The 22,745-nt window shown below is 70.6% G+C and carries 1 protein-coding gene (running past one end of the window); it reads left to right on the top strand.

Annotated elements, in window-relative coordinates; all coding sequences use genetic code 11:
* Positions 1 to 22,745 carry the 3' portion of a hypothetical protein gene (locus ACTHNQ_RS01630; RefSeq protein WP_440330700.1) on the top strand. It extends 8,737 nt beyond the left edge of the window, so 22,745 of the gene's 31,482 nt are visible here — the last part of the coding sequence; its start codon lies beyond the left edge, outside the window; the stop codon is at positions 22,743 to 22,745.

Below are 22,745 nucleotides of genomic sequence, written 5' to 3'. Positions count from 1 at the left end.
ACGCCGACCCGAACCACTTCCAGATCGCCCGCACCCAGTGCGAGGCCACCGGCCTCGCCGATGACTGCAACGGCGTCGCCGGCCCGATCGTCCCGATCGTCTTCAGCTCGACCGGCAGCGGCCGCTCCCACAGCATCGTCGCCTCGGGCGACCTGCCGGCGGCGGATGCCTCGGCCCTCGGTCCGCAGTCGACCTCCGCCCCCGTCAAGACGGGATTCGCAGGCGTCGCCGTCACCGCGACCGACAGCACGTACCTCGCCGGCATCGGCATCTCGGCGGGCGGGTCGGGCACTGCGGCGGTCACACTCTCGGGCTCGGTCTCGGTCGCCACCGTCCACGTCGAATCGTGGATCGGCACGGGAGCCCGGATCAACTGCGGCGACGTCGCGTGCAGCGTCAACGATCCGGCCTCGGCCGGGACCGCTCAGTCGGTCCTGGTGTCGGCATCCAGCTCGTTCCGCACCCTCGGGCTCGCCGCCGCCCTCGCGATCGGCGGCACGGCCGGTGTCGGGGCCTCGGCTGCCGTCCGGGTGATCGACCTCACCACCACCGCCGAGATCCGCGGCGGTGCCGTCGTGAACGCGCGCGACGACATCGTGATCGTCGCCGACTCGCGGCTGGACGTCGTCTCGGTCAACGCGGCCGCCGGAGGCGGCACCGTGGGTGTCGCGGGCACGGTGGGCGTCACCGTGGTGACGACATCGACCATCGCCCGCACCGGCAGCAACGTCGTGCTGCGCGCCGCGGGCGACATCGGGGTCTTCGCCCGGTCGGACGACCGCCTGATCCTCGTGACCGCGTCGGTCGCCGCCGGCTACGTCGGCGTCGGCGTGGGCGTCGGCGTGGCGGTCGTCGACAAGACCACGAAGGCCTACCTCGGACAGAACGGCACCCTCGTCGTCGGCGGCAACGGCGCCGCGGGGCTCGGCGGCGTCAGCAACGGGCTCCTCTCGGGCGGGGACTTCGCCTTCCTGGGCGAGTTCCACGGCCTGGCGGTCCAGGCGATCTCGCGCGAGAGCCTGTTCGGCCTCGTCGCCGGCGTGGGCGCCGGCTTCGTCGGCGTCACCGCGAACGTCGGCGTCAACATCTTCACCGTCGTGACGCAGGCGTACATCGATCTCGGTACGACCGTCAACGCCGGCGGTGCGGTGTCGGCGGCATCCAGCCAGCAGGGCGTGTCGGTCACGGCAGCCGACCGCTTCGACTCGGTCACCTTCGCGGGCGGCGCGGCCGGCGGATTCGTCGGCGCGGCCGGCGGCGTCGACATCGGCGTCGCGAGCATCGGCGTGACCGCCTACCTCGCCACCGGGACCGATGTCTGGGCGAAGGGCGACGTCGCCGTGAACGCCCTGGGCATCAAGCACGTGCAGTCGTACGCGATGAGCGTCGGCGCCGGATTCGTCGGCGCTGCCGGAGCCGTGTCGGTGTGGTCGATCGGCACCCAGCCGACGGCGTCGTACTCGAGCGACGGAAACGGACCCGACCGCGGCGCGTGGAGCGGGACGGTCTCGTACAACACCGGCGACGTCGTCACCTTCAGCGGGCAGCGGTACGCCGCCAAGCGCGTCAGCAAGGGCGCGCAGCCGAACACGTCGCCCGCCGACTGGGGTGCGATCGACGACACCGACCCGACGGACTACGGCAGCGGCCAGAGCTCGCAGGGCGACGCCGACACGGTGGTCGCCGGCGGCGGCACCGGCGGCTGGAAGTCGATCCTCGGCGACGCGCCGTCCGGATCGGGGACGACGCCGTACCAGAACACGGTCTACGGCACGATGGCCGGCACGAGCACCGCCGTCGGCGGCTCGTCGAACCAGACGTCGCCGACAGCACAGCGCTTCACCCAGCCGGCACCGCCGTCGGGAACCTCCGCCGGCATCTACGGCAGCGTCCACTCGCAGCTCGCCGACGTCAGCGTCGTCGCGACCGACGAACTCGTCGTCTTCGCCCTCGCGGGTGCCGTCGCCGGCGGCGCGGGAGCGATCGGAGCCGGCGTCACGGTCCTCACCATCGGCCTCAACACCGATGCGGGCATCTACAGCGGGGCGCACGTCGACGCAGCCGGCCGGGTCGATGTGACGGCCCTCGCGACCGAGAGGACCACGCAGATCGGCGTCGCCGGCGCGGCAGGCTTCATCGCGATCGCCGGACAGGTCGCCGTCCTCAACGACCACGCGGATCAGACCGCGCACGTCGACACGGGGTCGTTCATCGACGGGGCGGGCAGCGGCCTGCACGTGAGCGCGCGGGCCGACCGCGAGGTCGCCGTCTACGCGATCGGCGTCACCCTCGGCGCCGGCGCGGCGGGCGTCTCGGTCGCGGTCATCACGATCGACGGGGACGCACAGGCCAAGGTCGGCGCCGTCGTCCTGGATCACATCGGCGGACTCGAGGTGCGCGCCTCCGACCGCTTCGTGCCGACGGTGCTCTCCATCGGCGTCGCGGGCGGCATCGCCGTCGGCCTCAGCGGCGTCGTCGCCGTCATCACCTACTCCGGCATCACGCGGGCCGAATCCTTCGCCACCGGCACCGTCGACGGCGACGTGACCGTCGCGGCGTCGGCCGAGCGCAACACGATCGCGCCGCTGGCCGTCAACGTGTCCACCGGCGCGCTCGCCGTCGGCGTCACCGTGCTGGTCGCCACCAGCGACCGCGACACCGAGGCCGAGCTCGGCGGCAGCCTGAACCTGACCGCGGTGCCGACCGCCGAGGTGAGCGTGACGGCATCCGCCACCAACGCCGTGCGCGCGTACACCCCCGGCGTGTCGGTGGGTGGAGCCGCCATCACCGCCATGGTGCCGATCGCGACCGTGTCGGGACACACCACCGCCCGTCTTAGCGGCTCCGTCTCGGCCAACGACGTCACCGTCAGCGCCACGGGCCGCCAGCAGGCCTCCGCGCAGGTCGACGTGGTCGGCGTCGGCGGCGCCGCCTTCAACGCCTCGGTCGCCATCGCCGTCGTCACCGACGGCGCAGAGGTCGCCGCACGGGTCACGGGACCGGCATCCATAACCGCCACCGGCGCCGTCGTGGTCAGCGCGACGCAGCCGGGGCGCAACGAGGCGATCGCACTCGTCAACAGCATCCAGGTGAGCATGGCGTTCTCGGGCGCCGTCGTCATCGCCGACGCGCGTCTGGGCAGCGCGCTCATCGCCGCCCTCGACGGCGACGTCGTCTCGTCGGCCTCGGTGCAGGTGACGGCGAACGGACAGAACTTCGCGCAGGCCAAGGTGCTGCTCGTCGCCGGCTCGCTCGGCGCCGGCATCGGCGTCAACGTGCTGACCGCGGTCGTGACGGCCGCCGCGGTGGTCGCGGCGACATCGGCCGATGCGAACAACGACCAGCTCATCTCCAGCTCGGGCACCGTCGCCTTCGGCGCGACGTCGGCCAACACGGCCGAGGTCCACACCGACCTCGCCGGCGGCGGGCTGCTCGGCGGCGCCGCCGTCTCGGTGCCGACCGCGACGGTGGCGGGCGCGACCACCGCCTCGGTCGAGGGTGACGTCACCGGCAACGCGGGCGTCAGCGTCAGCGCCACCAGCGCCAACCGTGCGACCAGCGAGGTCGTGCTGGTCGCCATCGGCGGGATCGCGGGCGCGGCCGTCAACGTCTCGACCGCCGAGATCACCGCCGCCGCCGCCACGACCGCCGAAGTGAAGGCCGGCTCGATCGTCAGCGCACCCGGCGACCCCGTCACCGTCCAGGCGACGTCGGCCAACCGGGCGACCTCCAGCACCCTCGCGGTGGGCGCCGGGATCGGCGCGGCCGTGGCGGTGCAGATCACGCTGGCCGAGGTGGCCGGCGCGACCACCGCACGCTTCGACGGCGACATCCTGTCGACGCCGACCAAGACGGGCAGCCTGTTCGTACAGGCCCAGGGCGGCAACCAGGCGGTCGCCGACACCAAGGTGCTCACGATCTCGGCCGGGCTCAGCGGCACGGGCGTCAGCTCGCGGGCGATCGTGTCGGGCGAGACGCTGGCCGTCATCGGCTCCACCGCGTCGGTGAACGTCTCGGGCGCCGTGACGGTGAAGGCGCTGCTGTCGACCTTCGGCGGCGAGCAGAACCTCGCGCGCAGCACCCTCAAGGGCTTCGCCCTCGGCGGCATCGCCGCGGGCATCGTCGTCATCGAGGCGACGGTCTCGGGCTCGGTGCGCGCCCTCCTCAACGGTGCGATCGCCGGCTCCGGCTCCATCACGCTCGACGCCGACGCCACGATGCACGCCGACGCCGACAGCCTCTTCGTCGCCGCCGGGCTCGGCACGCTCACCGGCATCGCCACGACGGCGACCGTGTCGGCCGACACCGTGGCAGGCGGCGACGCGGCGGGCAGCGTGGCCACGACGGGCGGCCTGTTCACCGTGACCGCCGACTCGACGTACACGGCCGAGTCGACCTCGAACGCCCCCACCATCGGCGGTGTCGCCATCATCGTGCAGCTGCCGCTGGCGCGGGTCAGCGGCCGCACCGGCGCCGTCTACGCCGGACAGGTGGCGGGCGCCTCGTCCGCGTCGGCCGTCGCGAACTCTCACAACACCGCGACCGCCGATGCCTCCGAGCTGATCGCGATCACGCTGATCGGCGTCATCATCGCCTACGCGCTGGGCGAGGTGACGGCCACCACCGAGGCCGGTCTGGGCGGCGCCAACGTCGGCGGCGGTTCGGTCACCGTCACGGCGACGTCCGACGACGACGCGCAGGCGTACGTCGGCGGCCTTTCGGGCGGCGGCCTGTCGGTCTCGCTGCTGCGGCCCGAGGCCCGGTCGACCGGCATCACGCGGGCGTTCGTCGGCACGAGCAAGACGGTCACCGCGGGGTCGCTCACCCTCAGCGCCATCGCGACGCCGGATGCCACGGCCGAGGCGAAGATGGTCGGCATCAGCCTGCTGGCCAACGTGCTGGTGAGCAACCCGATCGCGACCGTCGCCGGGACGACCGAGGCCTTCATCGGCTTCGACGAGACGGTGTCGCTGGGCTCGGGGGCGGCGACGCTGACCGCGACCCGCACGGCCAACGCGAGCGCGACAGGCAGCAGCGTGCAGGTGTCGCCGATCTCGCTGTCGGGCATCACCCTGGAGGCGACGACGACGGGCACCGTGTCGACCCACATCGACGACCGCGCCGACGTGACGGCCGGCTCCGTGTCTATGACGGCCGGCGGCACCAGCACCCCGGTGGCTTCCAGCACGACGGTCGGGGTCTCGCTGCTCGGCGGCACGCTCGTCGCGATGAACACCACCGACTCCACCACCGTCGCCAGCTGGGTGGGACCGGCGGACAGCGCCACGGCCGCGGACGCGGCCGACCCGGCGAGCGTCACGACGTCGGGCGCCGGCGGGATCACGGTCGCCACCGACTACACGTCGCACGTGTACGTCATGGCGGTCGCCGCAGGATTCGGCGTGCTGGCGGCGGGCTCGTACATCCAGGGCACCGCGACGAACACGGCGACCGCCCTCGCCTACCTCGGCGACCGCGCCGAGCTGCGCGCGAACGGCGGCGGCGGCATCCTCTTCGACGCCGCGGCCGTGACGACCGCGATCGCCGACGCCGTCGGGTTCAACGGCGGACTCGGGTTCGCCGTCGGCCAGACCACCACCAAGGCCGACCTGCGGCCGACCATCCGCGCCTACACCGTCTCGGGCGGCGTGCTCAGCGGCGCGAGCGTCACCGTCCGGGCACGCAGCAACACCGATGCCGCAGGCGCCGCGATCCGTCCGACCTACACCTACAACACGGTTCTCGGCGACAACGCGCCCACCGTGGTGGCACCCGCCTTCGCGCGGGCCTCGCTCGGCGGGGCATCGCTGCTCGGCAGCGTGACGGGCGCCGAAGGGCACGCGATCAACTCGCCGACGGTGCGGGCGGCGATCGGATCCGGCACCACGGTCTCGGCGACCGGCGCGCTGTGGGTCATCGCCCGGTCGCTCGGCGACGCGCAGGTCGACGCATACTCGCTCGCCGCCGCTGTCGGCATCGGCGTCGGCATGGTCGACGGCTACGCCACCAGCGCCGGAAGCGTGACCGCCGAATTCAACGGCCTCTCGGGAACGATCGGGTCGGCCAACGTCCTCACCTTCGTGAACGCCACGGCGCTCACCGAGGGGCGCGCCGTCGGCGGCGGCGCCCTCGCCGGCGCGACGAACGGCACGCAGACCTCGACGGTGGGACCGACCGCCCGCGCCCTGGTGGGCGGCACGCTCACCGCGGCGAACGCCATCGACATCCGCAGCGACGTGCGGACGGCGGCGACCGCCGTGTACCGCGCACTGTCGCTCTCGGGCTTCGTCTCGGCGAGCTTCGGCACGATCACGGCCACTGACGAATCCGACGTGCGCACGGCCGTCGTCGGCAGCGGATCGGTCAAGAGCACGGGCGGCAACGTCACGATCCAGGCCTGGCACAACTTCGACGGCACGAAGTTCCTCACCGACAACATGGCCGACGCCTCGGTCATCCAGACCACGTTCGCCTTCGGCCTCTCGATCGGGTCGTCGAGCCTCCACGCCACCGCGAAGGCCATCGTCAAGGCGGAGGTCGAGGCGGGCGCGACGGTCGCGGCACCCAACGGCAACGTGGTGCTCAAGGCTCTCTCGGGCAACTACGCGGACTCGTTCTACAAGCGGACCGGCGGCGCGCTGGTGAACGTCCAGCCGAACTCGAGCCCGACCTCGACGGCCTCCGGCACGACGGCCGCGAACCTGCTCGGCCACGTCAACGTCAACGGCGCGAACGGCGCGAAGGGCCTCACGGTCCTCGCGCAGGGCAACGACCGGGCCGAAGCCGGCATCCGCAACATCGGCGGCGGCCTCATCCAGATCGGCAGCTCGTCATCCAAGGCAGAAGGCCACCCCGTCGTGAGCGTCACTCTCGGGGGCGCGGCATCCGTCATCCGCGTCGAAGGCGCCATCAGCGCCAAGGCGATCAGCTCGTACGACGCAGACGCCAGCACCTACAGCGCGACGGGCGGGGTGCTCAACGTCTCGAGCTTCAACGCGCAGAGCTCGATGAACCCCACCTCGTCCGCGACGATCACCGGCGGCGCCTCGATCATCGCCGGCGGCGCGATCGAGCTCTCGGCCGCCGCCAACCCGCCGCTGCCGGCCGCATCGGACGGCACGTTCGACGCCGTGGGCGGCGTCGACGGCACGGCCCACACCATCACGTTCGGCGCGGTGCACAACTCGGGCACGGGCGACACCGTCACCTATGACGCGCAGGGTCAGCCGACGGTGGCCGGACTCGTCCCGGGCCGTCAGTACTCGATCATCGTCATCGACGCCGACACCGTGCAGCTGGGCGTGGTCTACAGCAGCGACAACGTCAGCACGGTCTACGACACCATCAGCTTCGGCACCCGCAAGCACGGCCTGAACACCGGCGACGTGCTGCTCTACCAGCTGGTCAACGGCGGCACGGCGATCGGCGGCCTCACGGCCGACACGCTCTACGAGGTGTACAAGGTCGACGACAGCACGATCAAGCTCCGCGCGATCGGCGCGGCCACCACCACCGACACCGTGACAGCAGGCGCCGTCGACAACGGCACGCACACGATCGGCGGCTCCAGCGGCTTCCACAACGGCGACTACGTCACCTACCACGCGCCGGCGGCGACCGCGACGTTCACCTCCGGCCAGGTCGACAAGCAGTGGGACTCGGGCAGCAACACGTGGGTCGCGACCACCGGCTCCAACGCCGACAACATCTACTTCGCGCGCGACACGAGCCCGGCCGACAACGCGTTCGACGACATCGGCTTCGTGAGCGGGCAGCTCGTGCGGTACTTCACGACCGGCACGCCGATCAGCGGGCTCACCAACGGCGCGTACTACTGGGTCATCCGCAAGAGCGGGCAGAGTTACCAGCTGGCGGCCACGAAGTGCAAGGCGACCGGACTCGCGTCCGACTGCGGCGGCAGCGCCGGACCCATCACGCCCATCGCCATCTCGGCCAGCGGCACGAACTCGGTCGACGTGCACTCGCTGACCGCCGCGAACAACGCTCCCATCACCGGACTCGTCGACGGCCAGGGCTACTACGTGGTCGGCTGCCCGGCCGGCGGATGCGACGCCAACGGCTACCAGCTGTCGTCGTCGTTCGGCGGCGCGGCCATCGCGATCACGCACACCGGCACCTCGATCGACGGCGTCTCGTTCTCGTTCACCGGCGGCGGCCACGTGTTCCGCACCGAGGGCATCGACTTCACCGGGCAGGGCGCGACGGTGCAGAAGCTGGTCTTCGCCATCGCGCCGGTCGCGGGCCCCGGACCCAAGAACGAGAAGCTCGTCGGTATCGGCACGGCGATCCCGTTCAGCGCCATCGGCGGCGACCAGATCGTGTCGGCCTCCGCGACCGGCGGCGGCGGCGGCGCCATCAGCGTCAGCACCGCGGCGTCGTGGGCATACGTCGACGCAACCGTGACGACGACGGTCGGCAACGGCGCGCACGTCACGGGGCAGAGCGTCCTCATCGCCACCGACGGGCACGCCGACGCGAAGGCGGTCTCGTCCAACGACAGCGGCGGCCTCATCTCGGTGAACGACGCGAAGGCCGAGACCGATGTGCGGCTGTCCAGCGCGGTCTCGGTGGTCTCGGGCGCCGTCATCACCGCCACGCAGGGTCTGACCGTCTCGGCCAACGGGTCGCTGCACCCCATCGTGATCGCCTCGTCCGAGTCCGGCGGGCTGTTCGCCGGCGGGTCGGGCGGCGAGACCGCGCGCGTGGACTACAGCACGACCGCCGATGTCGCGGGCACGCTGACCTCGCTCAACGGCACGGCGACCGTCGAGTCGCACACGCAGCTGTACGGCTACGCGCAGGGCACCGCCGACCTCGGGACGTTCGCCGGCTCGGCCTCGACCTACACCGACATCCACGTCGGGCAGGGCGCGGTCAAGGACGGCAACACGCTGTGGGATCCGTCGGCGATCACCCGCACCACCGTCAGCGGCAAGGTCACCGGCCGCTCGGTGATGCTCCACGCACTCGTCGACCCGATCAAGATCGAGGCGCGCTCCGACACGGGCGTCTCGGCGTTCGGCGCCGGGTCGAACGCGAAGACCTTCGTCATCGTCCGGGGGAGCGCCGAGGTCGTCCTCGACACCACCGCCGAGATCGTGGGCCAGGTCGCCACGCAGCTGAAGGCGGAGTACACCGGCTGGGAGATCATCTCCCACGCGCACTCGCGCTGCTCGTGCTTCGGCGGCGCCTCGAACGCCGACGCGACGATCGACGCCGTGACCACCGCGAAGATCATCGGCCGCAGCGGCTCGGTCATCCGGACCTCCGACCTGACGGTCGCCGTCAACCAGCGGGTGTCCGGCTCCAGCTTCAACCGCGACGCGAGCCGCTCGCGCGGATTCCTCGACTTCGGCGACGCGAACACGCACGGCGCCACCTCGCTCACCCGCCAGACGTTCTGGCAGGTCCGGGTCATCATGCTGGGCGAGCCGAACCCGATCCTCGAGGTGGACTCCGCCGGCAACATCACCAACATCGTCAACGTGCGGGTGTGCGACGACCAGGGTCACTGCTACCAGGACGACCCCTTCACCAACACGCACACGACCGGGCAGCTCACGGGCACCACCTTCTTCGTGGACGACATCATCTACGACCACGGCGCGCAGGCGCGGTTCCTGACGAACGACCTGAGCGGGCTCGGCGGCCCCGACGGCTCCACCGACGCGGGTCTCATCTGGGGCCGGGGCGGCACGTTCGAGTTCCAGCAGACGTGGGACTACGTCAAGCTGCTCAACGCATCGAGCCTCAACATGGTGACGAACATCATCGACGTGGTGAACACGCTGAACTCGCCGCTCATCGACATCCGCGTCGACTCCGTGCCGAACGACGCGTCCAGCGCCAACACTCCCGGCCTGAATGAGAACGGGCCGGCCACGACGTTCGACTTCGACATCCTGTACCGGTTCCCGCCGACGCTCGTGCTGCTGCAGAACTCGTGCGCGTACTCGTGCCCGACGCGCAACCCGTTCATCCGGCTCGACGACTACATCGAGAACCCGCTGGGCACGACGCAGATCACCAACGCGTCCGGCGACATCCTGTCGGGCTCCGGGCACGAGCTCATCCGGACGAACGTGCTCGACCTCGACGCGCCGCACGGCGACATCGGCCACCAGAGCCCGACGCACGCGAACCCCGACCCCGAGCGCAACCCGATCGAGGTGGAGCTCGTCAAGTACATCCACCCGTCGGCCGAGTTCTGCGGCGGCGGCTACGGCCCGGCTCCCTGCCTGCACGACATCGTCGTGACGGTGGATGCCGGCAAGGACGCGGTCCTCGACCTCACGGCGTTCCGTCGCACCGACCAGACGCTGACCGACCCGATCACGGTGCCGATCGCCCGCATCCGCGCCGGCGACGACGTGGACGTCGTGCTGAACGACAGCAAGGCCGGGGACGACACCTCGTCGCTGTCGCTCGTCGAGGTCGACGTCTACAACCCCGGCACGAGCTACTACGACTACACCTACTTCGGCCAGTACAACCCGGCGCTCAGCGACGGCAGCCCGCTGAACCCGTGCCCCGGCGGCGCCTGCGGCTCCGGGTCGGGCAAGTACGAGAAGCACTTCCGTCCCGACGTGTCCGACCCCGACCTCGCGCACATCCTGCGGGCGCTCGGCACGGATGTCGACGGCGAGATCGAGTCGACCTACGACTTCGCCGATCTGCGCGCGGGCGACGACATCGACGTCTGCCACGTCACGACCGGCGGCGAGGAGCCCAAGACCTGCTTCACGACGCAGATCGACAGCGCCACGCACACCGTCACCGCCGACGCCCCCGACACGACGGTGCACATCGTCGCGCTCGTCGACTCGGCCTGGACCGGCGGTGCCGGCCACACCGGCCCGGTGGACGACCCGGGGCTGGGGTCGAACGTGTCGCAGATCTTCCTCCGCACGAACGGCGACATCACCGCGACCGAGATCGTGGGCGACATGCTCGTCGGGCACATCCACTCGACGAACGGCGACGTGATCCTCCACTCGCCGCAGCGGATCCTGGATGCCGACGGGCGGGCCACGATCGACGTCACAGGTGTCAACATCACGATGTACGCGGGCGAGAGCAATGTCGCCGGCGTGCAGGGCGGCATCGGCATCCCGAACAACTGGCTCGAGATCAACACCGACGTGAACGGGTCGGGCGGGGTGCTGAAGGCGTACGACACGCACGCGGCGACCATCTCCGGCGGGTCCACCGAGGGCATCTTCCTCGACGAGCTCACGGGCGACATGCCGATCTGGGAGATCTTCACCGGCGGCAGCTCGTCGCTCGCGACCGGCAACGTCGGCCTGCGGACCACGGGCGGCAGCATCCTGAACGCCAAGCCGAACGCCGACCAGACCGACAACGTCCGCGGCGACTCGGTCGACATGGACGCCAACGGCGGCACGATCGGCCTGTCGTCGAAGGACGTCATGGTGGACTCGAACCGTGCGCCCCCGTTCGAGTGCACGTACCTCAACTGCGGCAACGACCCCGCTTCGCCCTACCTCTCCGACCCCCGCCTCGCACAGGCCGGCGACGACGTCGGGCTCGAGGCCACGGGCGGCATCTATTACACCGAGACGGACGCCTACCTGCGTCTCGTCCTCGCCCACTCCTTCACCGGCGACATCCGTCTCACGGTGCGCGAGACCCAGGCTCTCGACGAGGATCTCTACCTCGTCGCCTCGGGCAGCGCCCTGTTCGCCGAATCGCACCTGCGGGCGCCGACGTCGGACGACGACCACCCGCGCCCGGTGGCGCACGGCACGATCTTCGCCGAGACCGGCAGCGTCGAACTCCGCGTGGGCGACGACGTCACGCTGCACCAGAACAGCCAGATCCTCGCGAACCTCTCGATCGACATCCGCGGCGACTACGGCAACGCCGACACCGGCTCGGTGCTCACCGAGTACGGCACGTCGATGATCCTGCGCGGTCGCATCATCGCCGACTGCGTCGTGACCGGCGGCGTCTTCGGCGGCGACCCGATGGGCACCTGCGCACCGTCGGCGGCGAACCCCGTGTCCGGACGGCAGACGAACGTCTGGGGCGGCAGCGACGTCGACGTCATCCAGCTCGGCGACCGCTCCGGTCTCGACCGCGACAACACCAAGATCACGTGGGGCAGCGCGGGCTACATCTTCCTGGGCTCCAAGACCACGGTCCACGGAAACGACGCGGCCGCGGTTCCGGCCGACTCGGCCACCGCCGACGGCGAAGACGTGATCACCGTCTACTACCTGCAGTCGATGAACGTCATCACGAGCCCGGCTCAGGCCGGCACGGGCGCCGGCCACGTGCTGAACCTCGACGGCCAGGGCGAGAGCGACCACTACGCCGTCTACACCAACGGCAGCCACGGCAGCGTCCGCAACTACAACATCGAGGTGCTCGACTCGGGGCCGGCGAACCAGGGTGTCGACGACCTGGCCGTCTACGGCTTCGACGACCTCGACCCGGCGCACAACACCGGAACCCGTGCCGACGACATCTGGCTGCTGCGGGCGCTGACCTGCATCGACAACCAGTCGCCGTTCGGAGTCACGGTCGCCCAGGGACAGGCGTCGTGCGTCTCGCCGAGCGAGACCGCCGACCACCCGGCGTTCATCGCCCTGCTGGCCGGCAACGAGAGCGCGGACGGCGGCATCGGACAGTACCGCGACCGCGACGCCTCCAGCGCGCCCAGCGCCCTCGTGCAGCGGATCACCTACGACCGCGCGCTCAACGGCCGCATCACGGTCTACGGCCTCGGCGGCAACGACGCGTTCTACGTGGACGACACGCAGGCCACGATGACCCTCGACGGCGGCGCCGGCAACGACGCGTTCCAGATCGGCCAGATCTTCGGCACCCAGCGCGACTCCGACCCGGCACCCAACGGCGGCGCGCTCCTGCCGTCCGACACGTTCCCGGCCCTGGTCGCGACGACGCGCGGCTGGCTGAGCCCCGGCACGCACGCCCCGCTGCTCGCGACCGGCGGCACCGGCAACGACCGGTTCGTCGTCTACTCGAACCAGGCCGAGATCCAGCTCAACGGCGACGACGACAACGACCTGTTCATCGTGCGGGCCTTCGCGATCGCCGCCGTCTGCGACCTCAGCGCCGACAACGACACCGACTGCGATCTGGCCGACGTCGACTTCCGTCCGGCGGGCGGCGTGTTCCCGCAGGTCAACGGCAGCGCGGTCCACCCGGTGACCCACCTCTCGACGCCCGTCTGCACCGGCGCCGGGTACTTCCGCTTCGACAACAACGGCGACGGCACGTGCAACAACGCCGACGCCCACGTCACCTACAACCACGCCGCGGGCTCCAACGTCGACCTCGACAACACGAAGTGGCTCGACGACACCATCCCGCTCGACGCGAACGGCGTCGCCGTGCCCGTCATCGGGCTCGGCTTCTCGACCAGCCGCCCGCTCGACATCCGGGCCGGCGGTGGTGAGGACGAGGTCCAGTACAACGTCAACGCCCCCGTGAACGTGGACGGCGGCACCGGCTTCGACAAGATGGTGATCCTCGGCACCGAGTTCGCCGACGACTTCGTGATCACCGACAAGGCGATCTACGGCGCCGGCCTCAACGTCAAGTACACGACCATCGAGGTGCTCGAGATCGACGGCCTCGAAGGCGACGACCAGTTCTTCGTCCTCTCCACCGCGTACGGCGTGGCCTACCGGGTCATCGGCGGGCTGGGCAGCGACCAGATCTCGGTCGCGGGCGACGTCACGAGCGACATCGTGACCCGTGAGCTCGAAGGCGTCTCGGGCGCCGTCGACCACATCGTCCGCTCGAACGACCCGCGCTACGACGGCATCGTCGTCGACGGCGTGCCCTACAACCTCGCCACCGGCCCGTCGGGGCTCGTGGTCGTCCGCGAGGTGGGCACGTCCACGAGCGTGCGCGAGTCCGCCGCGGGTCCGATCGGCCAGACCGCGTACTACGAGGTGTCGCTCAGCCAGGATCCGACCCTGAACGGCGTCAACAAGCACGTCTACGTGACCGTGTCGGCTGCGGCATCCCCCGATGAAGAGACGCGCGACACGTTCCACAACCCGGCGAACTTCGGGCTCACGGACGGCGCGGCCGACACGATCTGGCTCTGCGTCGACACCGGCCCCGTCTACGGCGACCAGTGCAACAGCGCGAGCGACTTCCAGCGGCACTACTTCCGCAACGGCCAGATCGTCGACGAGGCAGGACGCGCGGTCGTCCTCACCTTCGACGGCACGAACTGGAGCTCGCCGCAGCGGGTGTACATCCGGGCGGTCAACGACGACCGCTCCGAAGGCGACCGCATCGTCGTGGTGCAGCACTCGGTGATCAGCGACAACCCGCTCTTCCACGGCACGGCGGTGCGGCAGCTGAACGTGCGCGTCTACGACGACGACACGCCGGGCGTCTACGTCACGCACGTCGAGCCCGGGACCACGGTCCTCGACGACCGCGGCGTCGTCATCGAGGGCGACACCCCGGCGACCCGCCGCACCGACGACGTGCTGGTGCAGCTCGCCAAGGACCCGTGCCCCGTCGCCAACCCGGCCTGCGGCCTCGTGATCACGGTGAAGATCACGATGGTTGCCGACAGCCAGAAGCTCCTGCAGATCGACGACGCGGCCGCCGAGGCGCTGCTGGGCTCGCGCTGGACCAAGTTCATCGACGCCGACGGCGGCACGCACTACGAACTGACCTTCGACCACTCGAACTGGAACATCGCGGTCCGACTCACGCTCATCGCCCGCCCGAACCCCGACGCCGGCGACCCGACGACCGCGGTCATCACGTGGGGCCAGGCCAACGCGACGAACGCGTACCGGTTCCCGAACCTGCGCAGCGGCAACCAGCGCAGCGACGTGCTGGTGTACGACGACGAGTCCGCCCAGGTCGTGACGATCCCGACCGGCACCGACACCGTCGTGGTCCAGGGCGGCACGAACGACGACTACCTCATCCGACTCACGACGCAGCCCACGGCCACCGTGAACATCGCGATCACGCCCGACGGACTCGTCGACGTGGTGAAGATCAACGGCGTCGCGGTCAACCCGACGAACTACGCCGAGATCGGCGGCGACATCCCGTCGCGTCTGTTCCTCGGCTTCCTCACCTTCGCCGGCAGCACCGTCACCCGCGCGAACGGCAGCGACACCGGCAGCTTCATCGACGACGGCATCGTCGCCGGCATGCGCCTCACCTTCGGCGCGTGCACCGGCGTCTACACGGTCAACGCCGGATCGGTGACGGCAGGCTCGTTCACGGTCACGCCGGCCCTCAACTGCGGCGCGGTGCCGGCGGGCGGCACGACGATCAACGTCCTCACCTACCGCGGCAAGTGGAGCGGCGCGCTCGCCACGGCCCCCGCCCAGGTCGCCGGCGACGACAGCGTGCTGCGCTGGCGGATCACGCGCACCGGCGGCGGCTGGCTGGCCGACGGGTTCGTCGAGGGCCAGTGGGTCAAGGTCTGCGACGGCTTCGGACACTGCGCGATCGGCAAGATCCAGAACATCCGCGGCACGAACGCGGCGCACGACGAGCAGATCGAGTTCGGCCTGTCGCTGTGGGGCGACTCCTTCGGCAGCCTCGTCGGCCCGGTCACCGTCACCCGCATCGCGGCGCAGGCGCAGTTCACGACGGCCAACTGGATGACCGATCAGCGCATCGAGCTGCAGGGCGACACGGGCTACTACCAGCCGCTCATCCGCCAGGGCGTCAAGACCTTCCCGGCGACGCAGCACCTGCTGACGCGCCTGCGCGGACCGCTCGCGGTCGAAGGCGGCGTCACCGGTGCCGACCGGTCGCTGGAGCTCGGACTCAAGCTGCCCGGCGAACAGGACGGCCCGCTGTTCGTGATCGCCGCGCAGGCCCCCGAGTCCAAGCAGATCGACGTGCTCAACATCTACGGCGACTCCAGCGTGGCCAACAACTGGGGCGTCATGACGTCGACGACGCTGCGCGGCCTCGGCATGGCAAAGGACCTCGACTTCGGCGCCTCGTACGGCGGAGCACAGGGCGAGACCTTCGGCGAGCCGCAGATCTTCCCGGGCGGCATCAGCTTCGGCTCGGTTTCGTTCGACGGGACGAACTACTCGACGGATGCCGGCAAGTCCTCGATCGAGGTCATCAACCTGTTCCTCGGCTCGGGCAACGACCGGCTCGACGTGCAGGGCACGCTCCAGCCCGACGTGCCGGTCAAGGCGATCGGCGCGGTCGTCGTGACCGCGCAGGGCGCCGGGCCCGGCATCCCGGCAGGAACGACGCACCGCCTCTCGCGCGCGACACCGTTCGACTTCACGGCGCAGGGATTCCTGGTGGGCCAGACGATCGTCGTCAGCCAGGGCGGTCATGTCACCCGCTACCTCGTCAAGGGCTTCGGCGACGACAACCCGGGCGACACCACCGACAACACGGTGATGTACCTCGCGTTCATCGACGACACGCTCGCGACGACGCCCGTGGCGATGGTGACGGCATCCGATGTGCCGGTCACGGTCACCGTGCCGGTGACGATCACCGGCGGCGCCGCCGGCGGCACGGTCACCCGCTCGACCGGCAGCTTCATCGCCGACGGGTTCGTCGTCGGCCAGCTGGTGCGCATCGCAGGCATCGACGGGCAGTGGCGTCTCATGGGCATCTCGCCAGACGGCAAGACCCTCACGCTCGACCGCGGCGACGTGCTCCCGAGCAGGGCGCTCGCGTCGCAGAACGTGTTCGTCCCCGGTCCGCACGGCGGCATCACCACCATCCACGGCGGCGGCAACTCGGCCATGCAGACGGTGTTCCCGATGACGCGCACCGCGGTCGCCGGCGGCGGCCTGCGCCTCACCCGGATGGACGGCGGCAGCTGGACGTTCAACGGCCGGTTCGCCGGCAGCGGCTACTACGCCGGCGACCCGTACCAGCACGCGTTCCAGCACATCCAGCTGGCCGGCGAGACGTTCACGCGCATGGTCCTCGGCTTCGACGACGCCGACTGCCTCGCCCTGGGTATCACCGACCCGTACCCGGGCTGCGGCCTCGGCGCGGTGATGATCCTGAGCGGGCCGCAGGTCCCGGCGGGCGAGCCTGCGGGCACCGTGCTGCCGACCGGCACCGCGAGCACCGACGTCAGCGTCGTCGCTCCGCTCAAGGTCGAGACCACCACCTCCGTCGAGGTGCACACGTCGAGCCTCGTGCGCGCGTCGGGCAGCTGGAGGACCGACGGCTTCCGCGCCGGCATGCAGGTGCGCATCAGCGGCTTCGCAGGTCCCTTCACGATCGCCGGCATCAGCGGCGACGGGCGCACCCTCACCCTCGCGAACACGGCGCTCGCGCCGAGCGTGCACCTGAACGCGGCGGGCATCGCGATCTGGGATGCCGTTCTGCTGACGGTCACCGGCTTCGACGCCTCGCGCAGCGGCGGCCTGCTGATCGGCGGAGACATCATCACCGTCTGCAACCGCGCCGCCGACCCGCTGCTCTTCAAGATCGCGAAGGACGCCGACGGCGTCGAGAACGATGCGGTCCGCTGCGACGACACCCACACCGCGGGTCCGGGATCGCCGCTGGTCATCTACGGTGACACCTCGCAGGACGGCGTCTGGTACTCGGGCAACCCGGGCGACACCCTCGGCATGGAGTTCGGCCCGAAGCCGTTCGACCCGTTCACCCACATCCCGGACGGTCAGAACGAGGATGACGAATGGGTCTTCGGACTCGCGAACCCGTACGACCACGCCGGCAACGACATCATCGACGCGTCGGGCCTGTTCGCCGACGTCGCGCCGAACCTGCTGCCGACCGTGGGCCTGACGATCTACGGCGGTCTGGGCGGCGACCTGATCATCGGCAGCCAGGCGGGCGACCACCTCGCGGGCGGCTCCGGCGACGACGAGATCCGTGGCCAGCGCGGCGTCGACCACATCTACGGCGACTCCGGCATCAACGTCGACGTGCTCACCCGGGCACTGCAGATCGCCACCGTCAACACCAGCCCGCGTCCTTCGGTGACCGGGGCGGGCGTCATCGCCGACGGCACCACGATCATCCCGGCGCCGGGCGGCATCGTCGGCATCGTCGACGATCTGCAGGTGCCCGGACGCGACCTGCTGTACGGCAAGGGGGCCCCCGGCCTCGGCCTCGGCGCCTACGCCGTCAACGCCGGCGGGTCGCCCGAGTACGCGTACGCCGACATCATCTTCGGCGACCACGGCGCGATCGACCAGGATGTCGTCGACCCCCACGAGCCCGACCCCCGCCTGCAGAAGATCCAGACGACCGCGCTCGCATCCGTGCTGCGGATCCGCAGCGTGCGTCTGGACAAGGGCGGCGACGACACGATCTTCGGCGGCCTCGGCCAGGACGTCATCGTCGGCGGCGCCGGCCACGACATGGCCGACGGCGACGAGGCGGACGACCTGGTGTTCGGCGACGCGGTCGACCTCCTCCGCACGATCGGCGACTGGACGAGCCTGCGGTTCCAGGCGCTGTGCGGAACGCTGCTGTACGGCCGCAGCGACATCACCGACCCGACGAACCTGTGCAACGGCCTGTACCCGGTGCCCTCCGAGAACAACTCGGGTGCCCTGCTCGTCGACGGCACCCCGCGGGCCTACCGCGACCCCGACGGCGCGCCGTGGTGGGCCGAGTACGACGTGAAGAACCTGTACCACGACGTCGCCTCCGACAAGGGCGACAAGTGGGCCGGCACGTGGGGCAACGACTACCTCGCGGGCGGCCAGGCGAACGACATGCTGTTCGGCGGCCTGGGCGACGACGTCATGCAGGGCGACGGCGGCATCGACGACGCGTACCGCCGCATGATCGACGATGCGCGCGTGGCCGTGCACGTCGGCGCCAGCCGCACGCCGCTCGGCTGCGTCGGCTCGGCCGGTGCGATGGTCTGCGACTACACGGGCACGCTCACGGTGGTGCCGTCGTTCGAGGCGGCCACTGACGGCGAGGACTACCTCGAAGGCAACGCCGGGAACGACGTGATCTTCGGCGGCCTCGGCCAGGATGACATCGTCGGCGGCTCGAGCGACTTCTTCAGCCTCGTGACGCCCGACCTGCGGCCCGACGGCCTGACGGCCACTCCCACCAGGACCCTGTACAACTACACGGTCGGCCACGACCGCGGCGCAGACATCCTCTTCGGCGGTTCCGGTCAGCGCATCGGCATCAACGACGAGACCTCCGGCGGCACGAACGCCAGCACGCCGACGACCGGCGGCACCCTCGCCGGCGGCACGGTTGCAGCCGACATGGACGCGCGCGACGCCGACACGATCGTCGGCGACAACGGTCGCATCATCCGCATCGTGGGCATCGGCGGCCAGGACGGCATCGCCGGCATCGGCACGGGTCAGACCACCGCGGCGCAGGCACCCAACAACTACGTGAAGTTCCAGTACGACGCGGGAACCGGCGCGCAGCGACTCGTCGTCCGCGGCGTCACGCTGCTGGACTACACGGTGGGTGGCCCCGACTTCCAGCCCGAGAACTTCGGACTGGGCGTCGGCAGCGACTGCACCAACGGCTCGCCGACCCAGCCGACCTGCTCGAACGTCCTCAACACCGATCTGGGTGCCTGGCGCAACACCTCGTTCAACGGCTCGCCGTGGCAGACCGGCGGACGCGACGAGGTGCACGGCGAGACCGGCGACGACACCGTCTACGGCGGCGCCGACCACGACATCATCTACGGCGACGCGCAGAGCGACGACCTCATCGGCGGCTGGGGCAACGACTGGATCTCGGGCGGCACCGGCCAGGACGGCATCCTCGGCGACGACGGCCGGATCTTCACCAGCCGCAACGCCTCGACGGGCATCACGCTCACCGGCGCCGTCTGCAACGGCAACAGCGTGGTCCCCGGCGGCGTGGGCGCCTGCTACAGCGAGCGCCTGTTCGGCATCACGGCGCTGCTGGCCGTCGACCCCGACACCAAGTACTCGAACGGAAACGTGCTCAACGAGTTCATCTACACACCGGGTCAGGGCCAGACCGCGACCATCAACCTTGCGGGCGCGCTCAACAAGGCCGCCGACCTCACGGTCTACAACCTCGGCCCCGACGTGAACGCCGGCAACCAGCACGTCGCCAACTCGCCGCTGTACGACGCGAACAACTCCGACGACATCATCTTCGGCGGCTGGGGCTCCGACTGGATCCACGGCGGCGCGGGCGACGACGCCATCTCGGGCGCCGAGGCGATCGGCACCGACCCCGACGACCTGACCGCGACCGGCGGCGTCAACGGACCCCTGACCGCGGCATCCGGATACAACCAGCACTACGACCCGGTGACCGGCGCGCTCGTCGGCCTCGAGTACATCGACTTCGCCCACCCGTGGAACCCGGGCGACGTGCTACACTTCGGCGCCGACACCAACGCGTGGCACTCTAACAACCACAACGAGATGCGCCTCGGCGAGTTCGTCCTGTACGACGAGTACGACCCGCTGCGCGCGATCCTGTTCAACGCGGGCGGCCAGACGTGGGGCTGCACCTCGTGGACGCCGAGCGGCCACACCTGCACGGGCAGCACGCCGCTGGCGCAGTTCCCGTACCAGTTCTTCCTCAACAACGAAGACAAGTTCGGCGACATCCTCGCCAAGGTCTGCGTGGCGGTCGACAACCAGGGCAACTGCACCCAGTTCCTCTACAACACGCAGCCCACCGACGGCGACGACGCGATCTTCGGCGACCTCGGCAACGACTGGATGGTCGGCGGCACCGGCATGGACACGCTGTGGGGCGGCTGGGGCAACGATCTGCTGCAGACCGACGACAACCTGCACAACGGCTGCGTCAACATGGCCAACAACGGCACGTGCCTGCAGTACGGCGACACGTGGCTGAACGACATCCCCGACGGCGTCAACTCCAGCTACCAGGACCGCGCGTACGGCGGCGCCGGTCTCGACATCCTGATCGCCAACACCGCGGGCGACCGCCTGATCGACTGGGTCGGCGAGTTCAACACCTACCTCGTGCCGTTCGCCCCGTTCGGCATGGCCACCGTCAGCCGCCAGAACAACCCGGCGCTGCCGGAGTTCCTGTACGCGCTCAGCCGCAGCCAGGGCGCCGACCCCACTCGCTGGAGCGACGAGGGCAGCGACCCGGCGCGCAACGGCGAGCCGTTCGGCGAGCTCGGCCTGATCCGCCAGGAGGACCACGGCTACTGGCAGACCCAGACGGGCGGCCCGACCGACCCGCAGGCGGGCAACATCCCCGGGGGCAAGCGCGACAGCGTGCGCGGCGCGGACTTCAACGACGGCACGCTGCAGGGCTTCCTGACCGACTCCGGCACCTTCTCGATCACGCAGGGCGTGCTGACGGTGACCGCCGCCGACTCGCAGGGCGACGCCGTGGCGGTCTGGTACTCCGACGCCTACCAGACGGTGTACTACGAGGTCTCGGCGCGCATCTCGATGCAGAAGCCCACCGGCGGCTGGAAGGCCAACGCGTACATCATCTTCGACTACTTCTCGCCGACCGACTTCAAGTTCGCCGGCATCGACCAGTCGATCAACAAGATGGTGATCGGCGAGCGGACCGCCACCGGCTGGTGGGTCCGCGCGCAGGGGACCGTGCAGGGCGGCGTCAAGGCTGACACCTTCTACGACCTCAACGTCGTCATCAACGGGCTCATCGTCACCGTCACGGCCAACGGCAAGAACGCGTTCAGCTACACCTTCGCACCGCGCACGATCGGCGGCGAGAAGGTCGCGCTCAACCGTGGGCTCACCGGGTTCGGGTCGAACCAGGCCAGGGGACAGTTCGACAACATCAACCTGGTCGTCATCTCGCCCGAGATCACGATCGACCGCACCGAGTTCTTCGAGGGCACCGCCGTCGCCGCCCGCCAGGACGTCACCGGCACATGGACGACCGTCGGCGGCCGCCTGCAGGGCACGACCGATGCGGGCGGCACCGCGACGACGCTCCTCGGCATCCCGACCACCGGCAGCGCCTACGCGGGCGTGCCGCAGCTCGAGCCCACCGCCTACGTGCAGCTGACCGCGACCCTGCGGGCGAGCGGGTTCACCGGCATCCTCTTCGACTGGTACTCGGCCAAGGAGTACAAGTTCGTCGGCATCGACGTCGTCGGGCAGCGGGTCGTCGTCGGGCACGTCGCGAAGGGCGTGCGCACGATCGACCTGGTGATCGCCCGGACGCTCGTGGCCGGCACCGACTACGCGCTGGACGTGGTGCTGAAGGCCACCGTGGTCACAGTGAGCCTGGCGGGGCAGGTGCTCGCGTCGTACGCGTTCAACTCGCCGCTCGCCGACGGCGCGCAGGGGCTGTTCGCGTTCGGGGCCGGCGTGACGGCATCCGCCGCCGACTACCGGCTGCGCACCGACGACGACGCCTACGTGGGCTCGGCGCCCGCGGCGCAGGCGGTGCGCATCTCCGACGCGACCGTCACCGAGGGCGCGGCCGGCACCACCAAGACGGTCACCCTGACCGTCACGCGCGACCAGGCCGGCTCGGCGCTGTCGATCGGCTGGAGCGTCGACACGCTCATCGCCAACGGCGTCACCTGGGGCACCGACGTGACCGGCGCGCAATCGGGCGTCATCACGTTCGCGGCCGGTGCGACCACCGCCACCATCACGTTCACGATCGTCGGCGATGCCGTGAAGGAACCCGACGAGGCGTTCATCGTGACGCTGAAGCCCGCTGCCGGCGCCAACCTCGCCGACGCGCAGGGGCTCGTCACGATCAAGAACGACGACGGCTGA

The organism is Microbacterium sp., assembly GCF_051953575.1.
Lineage (GTDB): Bacteria > Actinomycetota > Actinomycetes > Actinomycetales > Microbacteriaceae > Microbacterium.
This window is presented reverse-complemented; position numbering and strand designations above follow the sequence as displayed.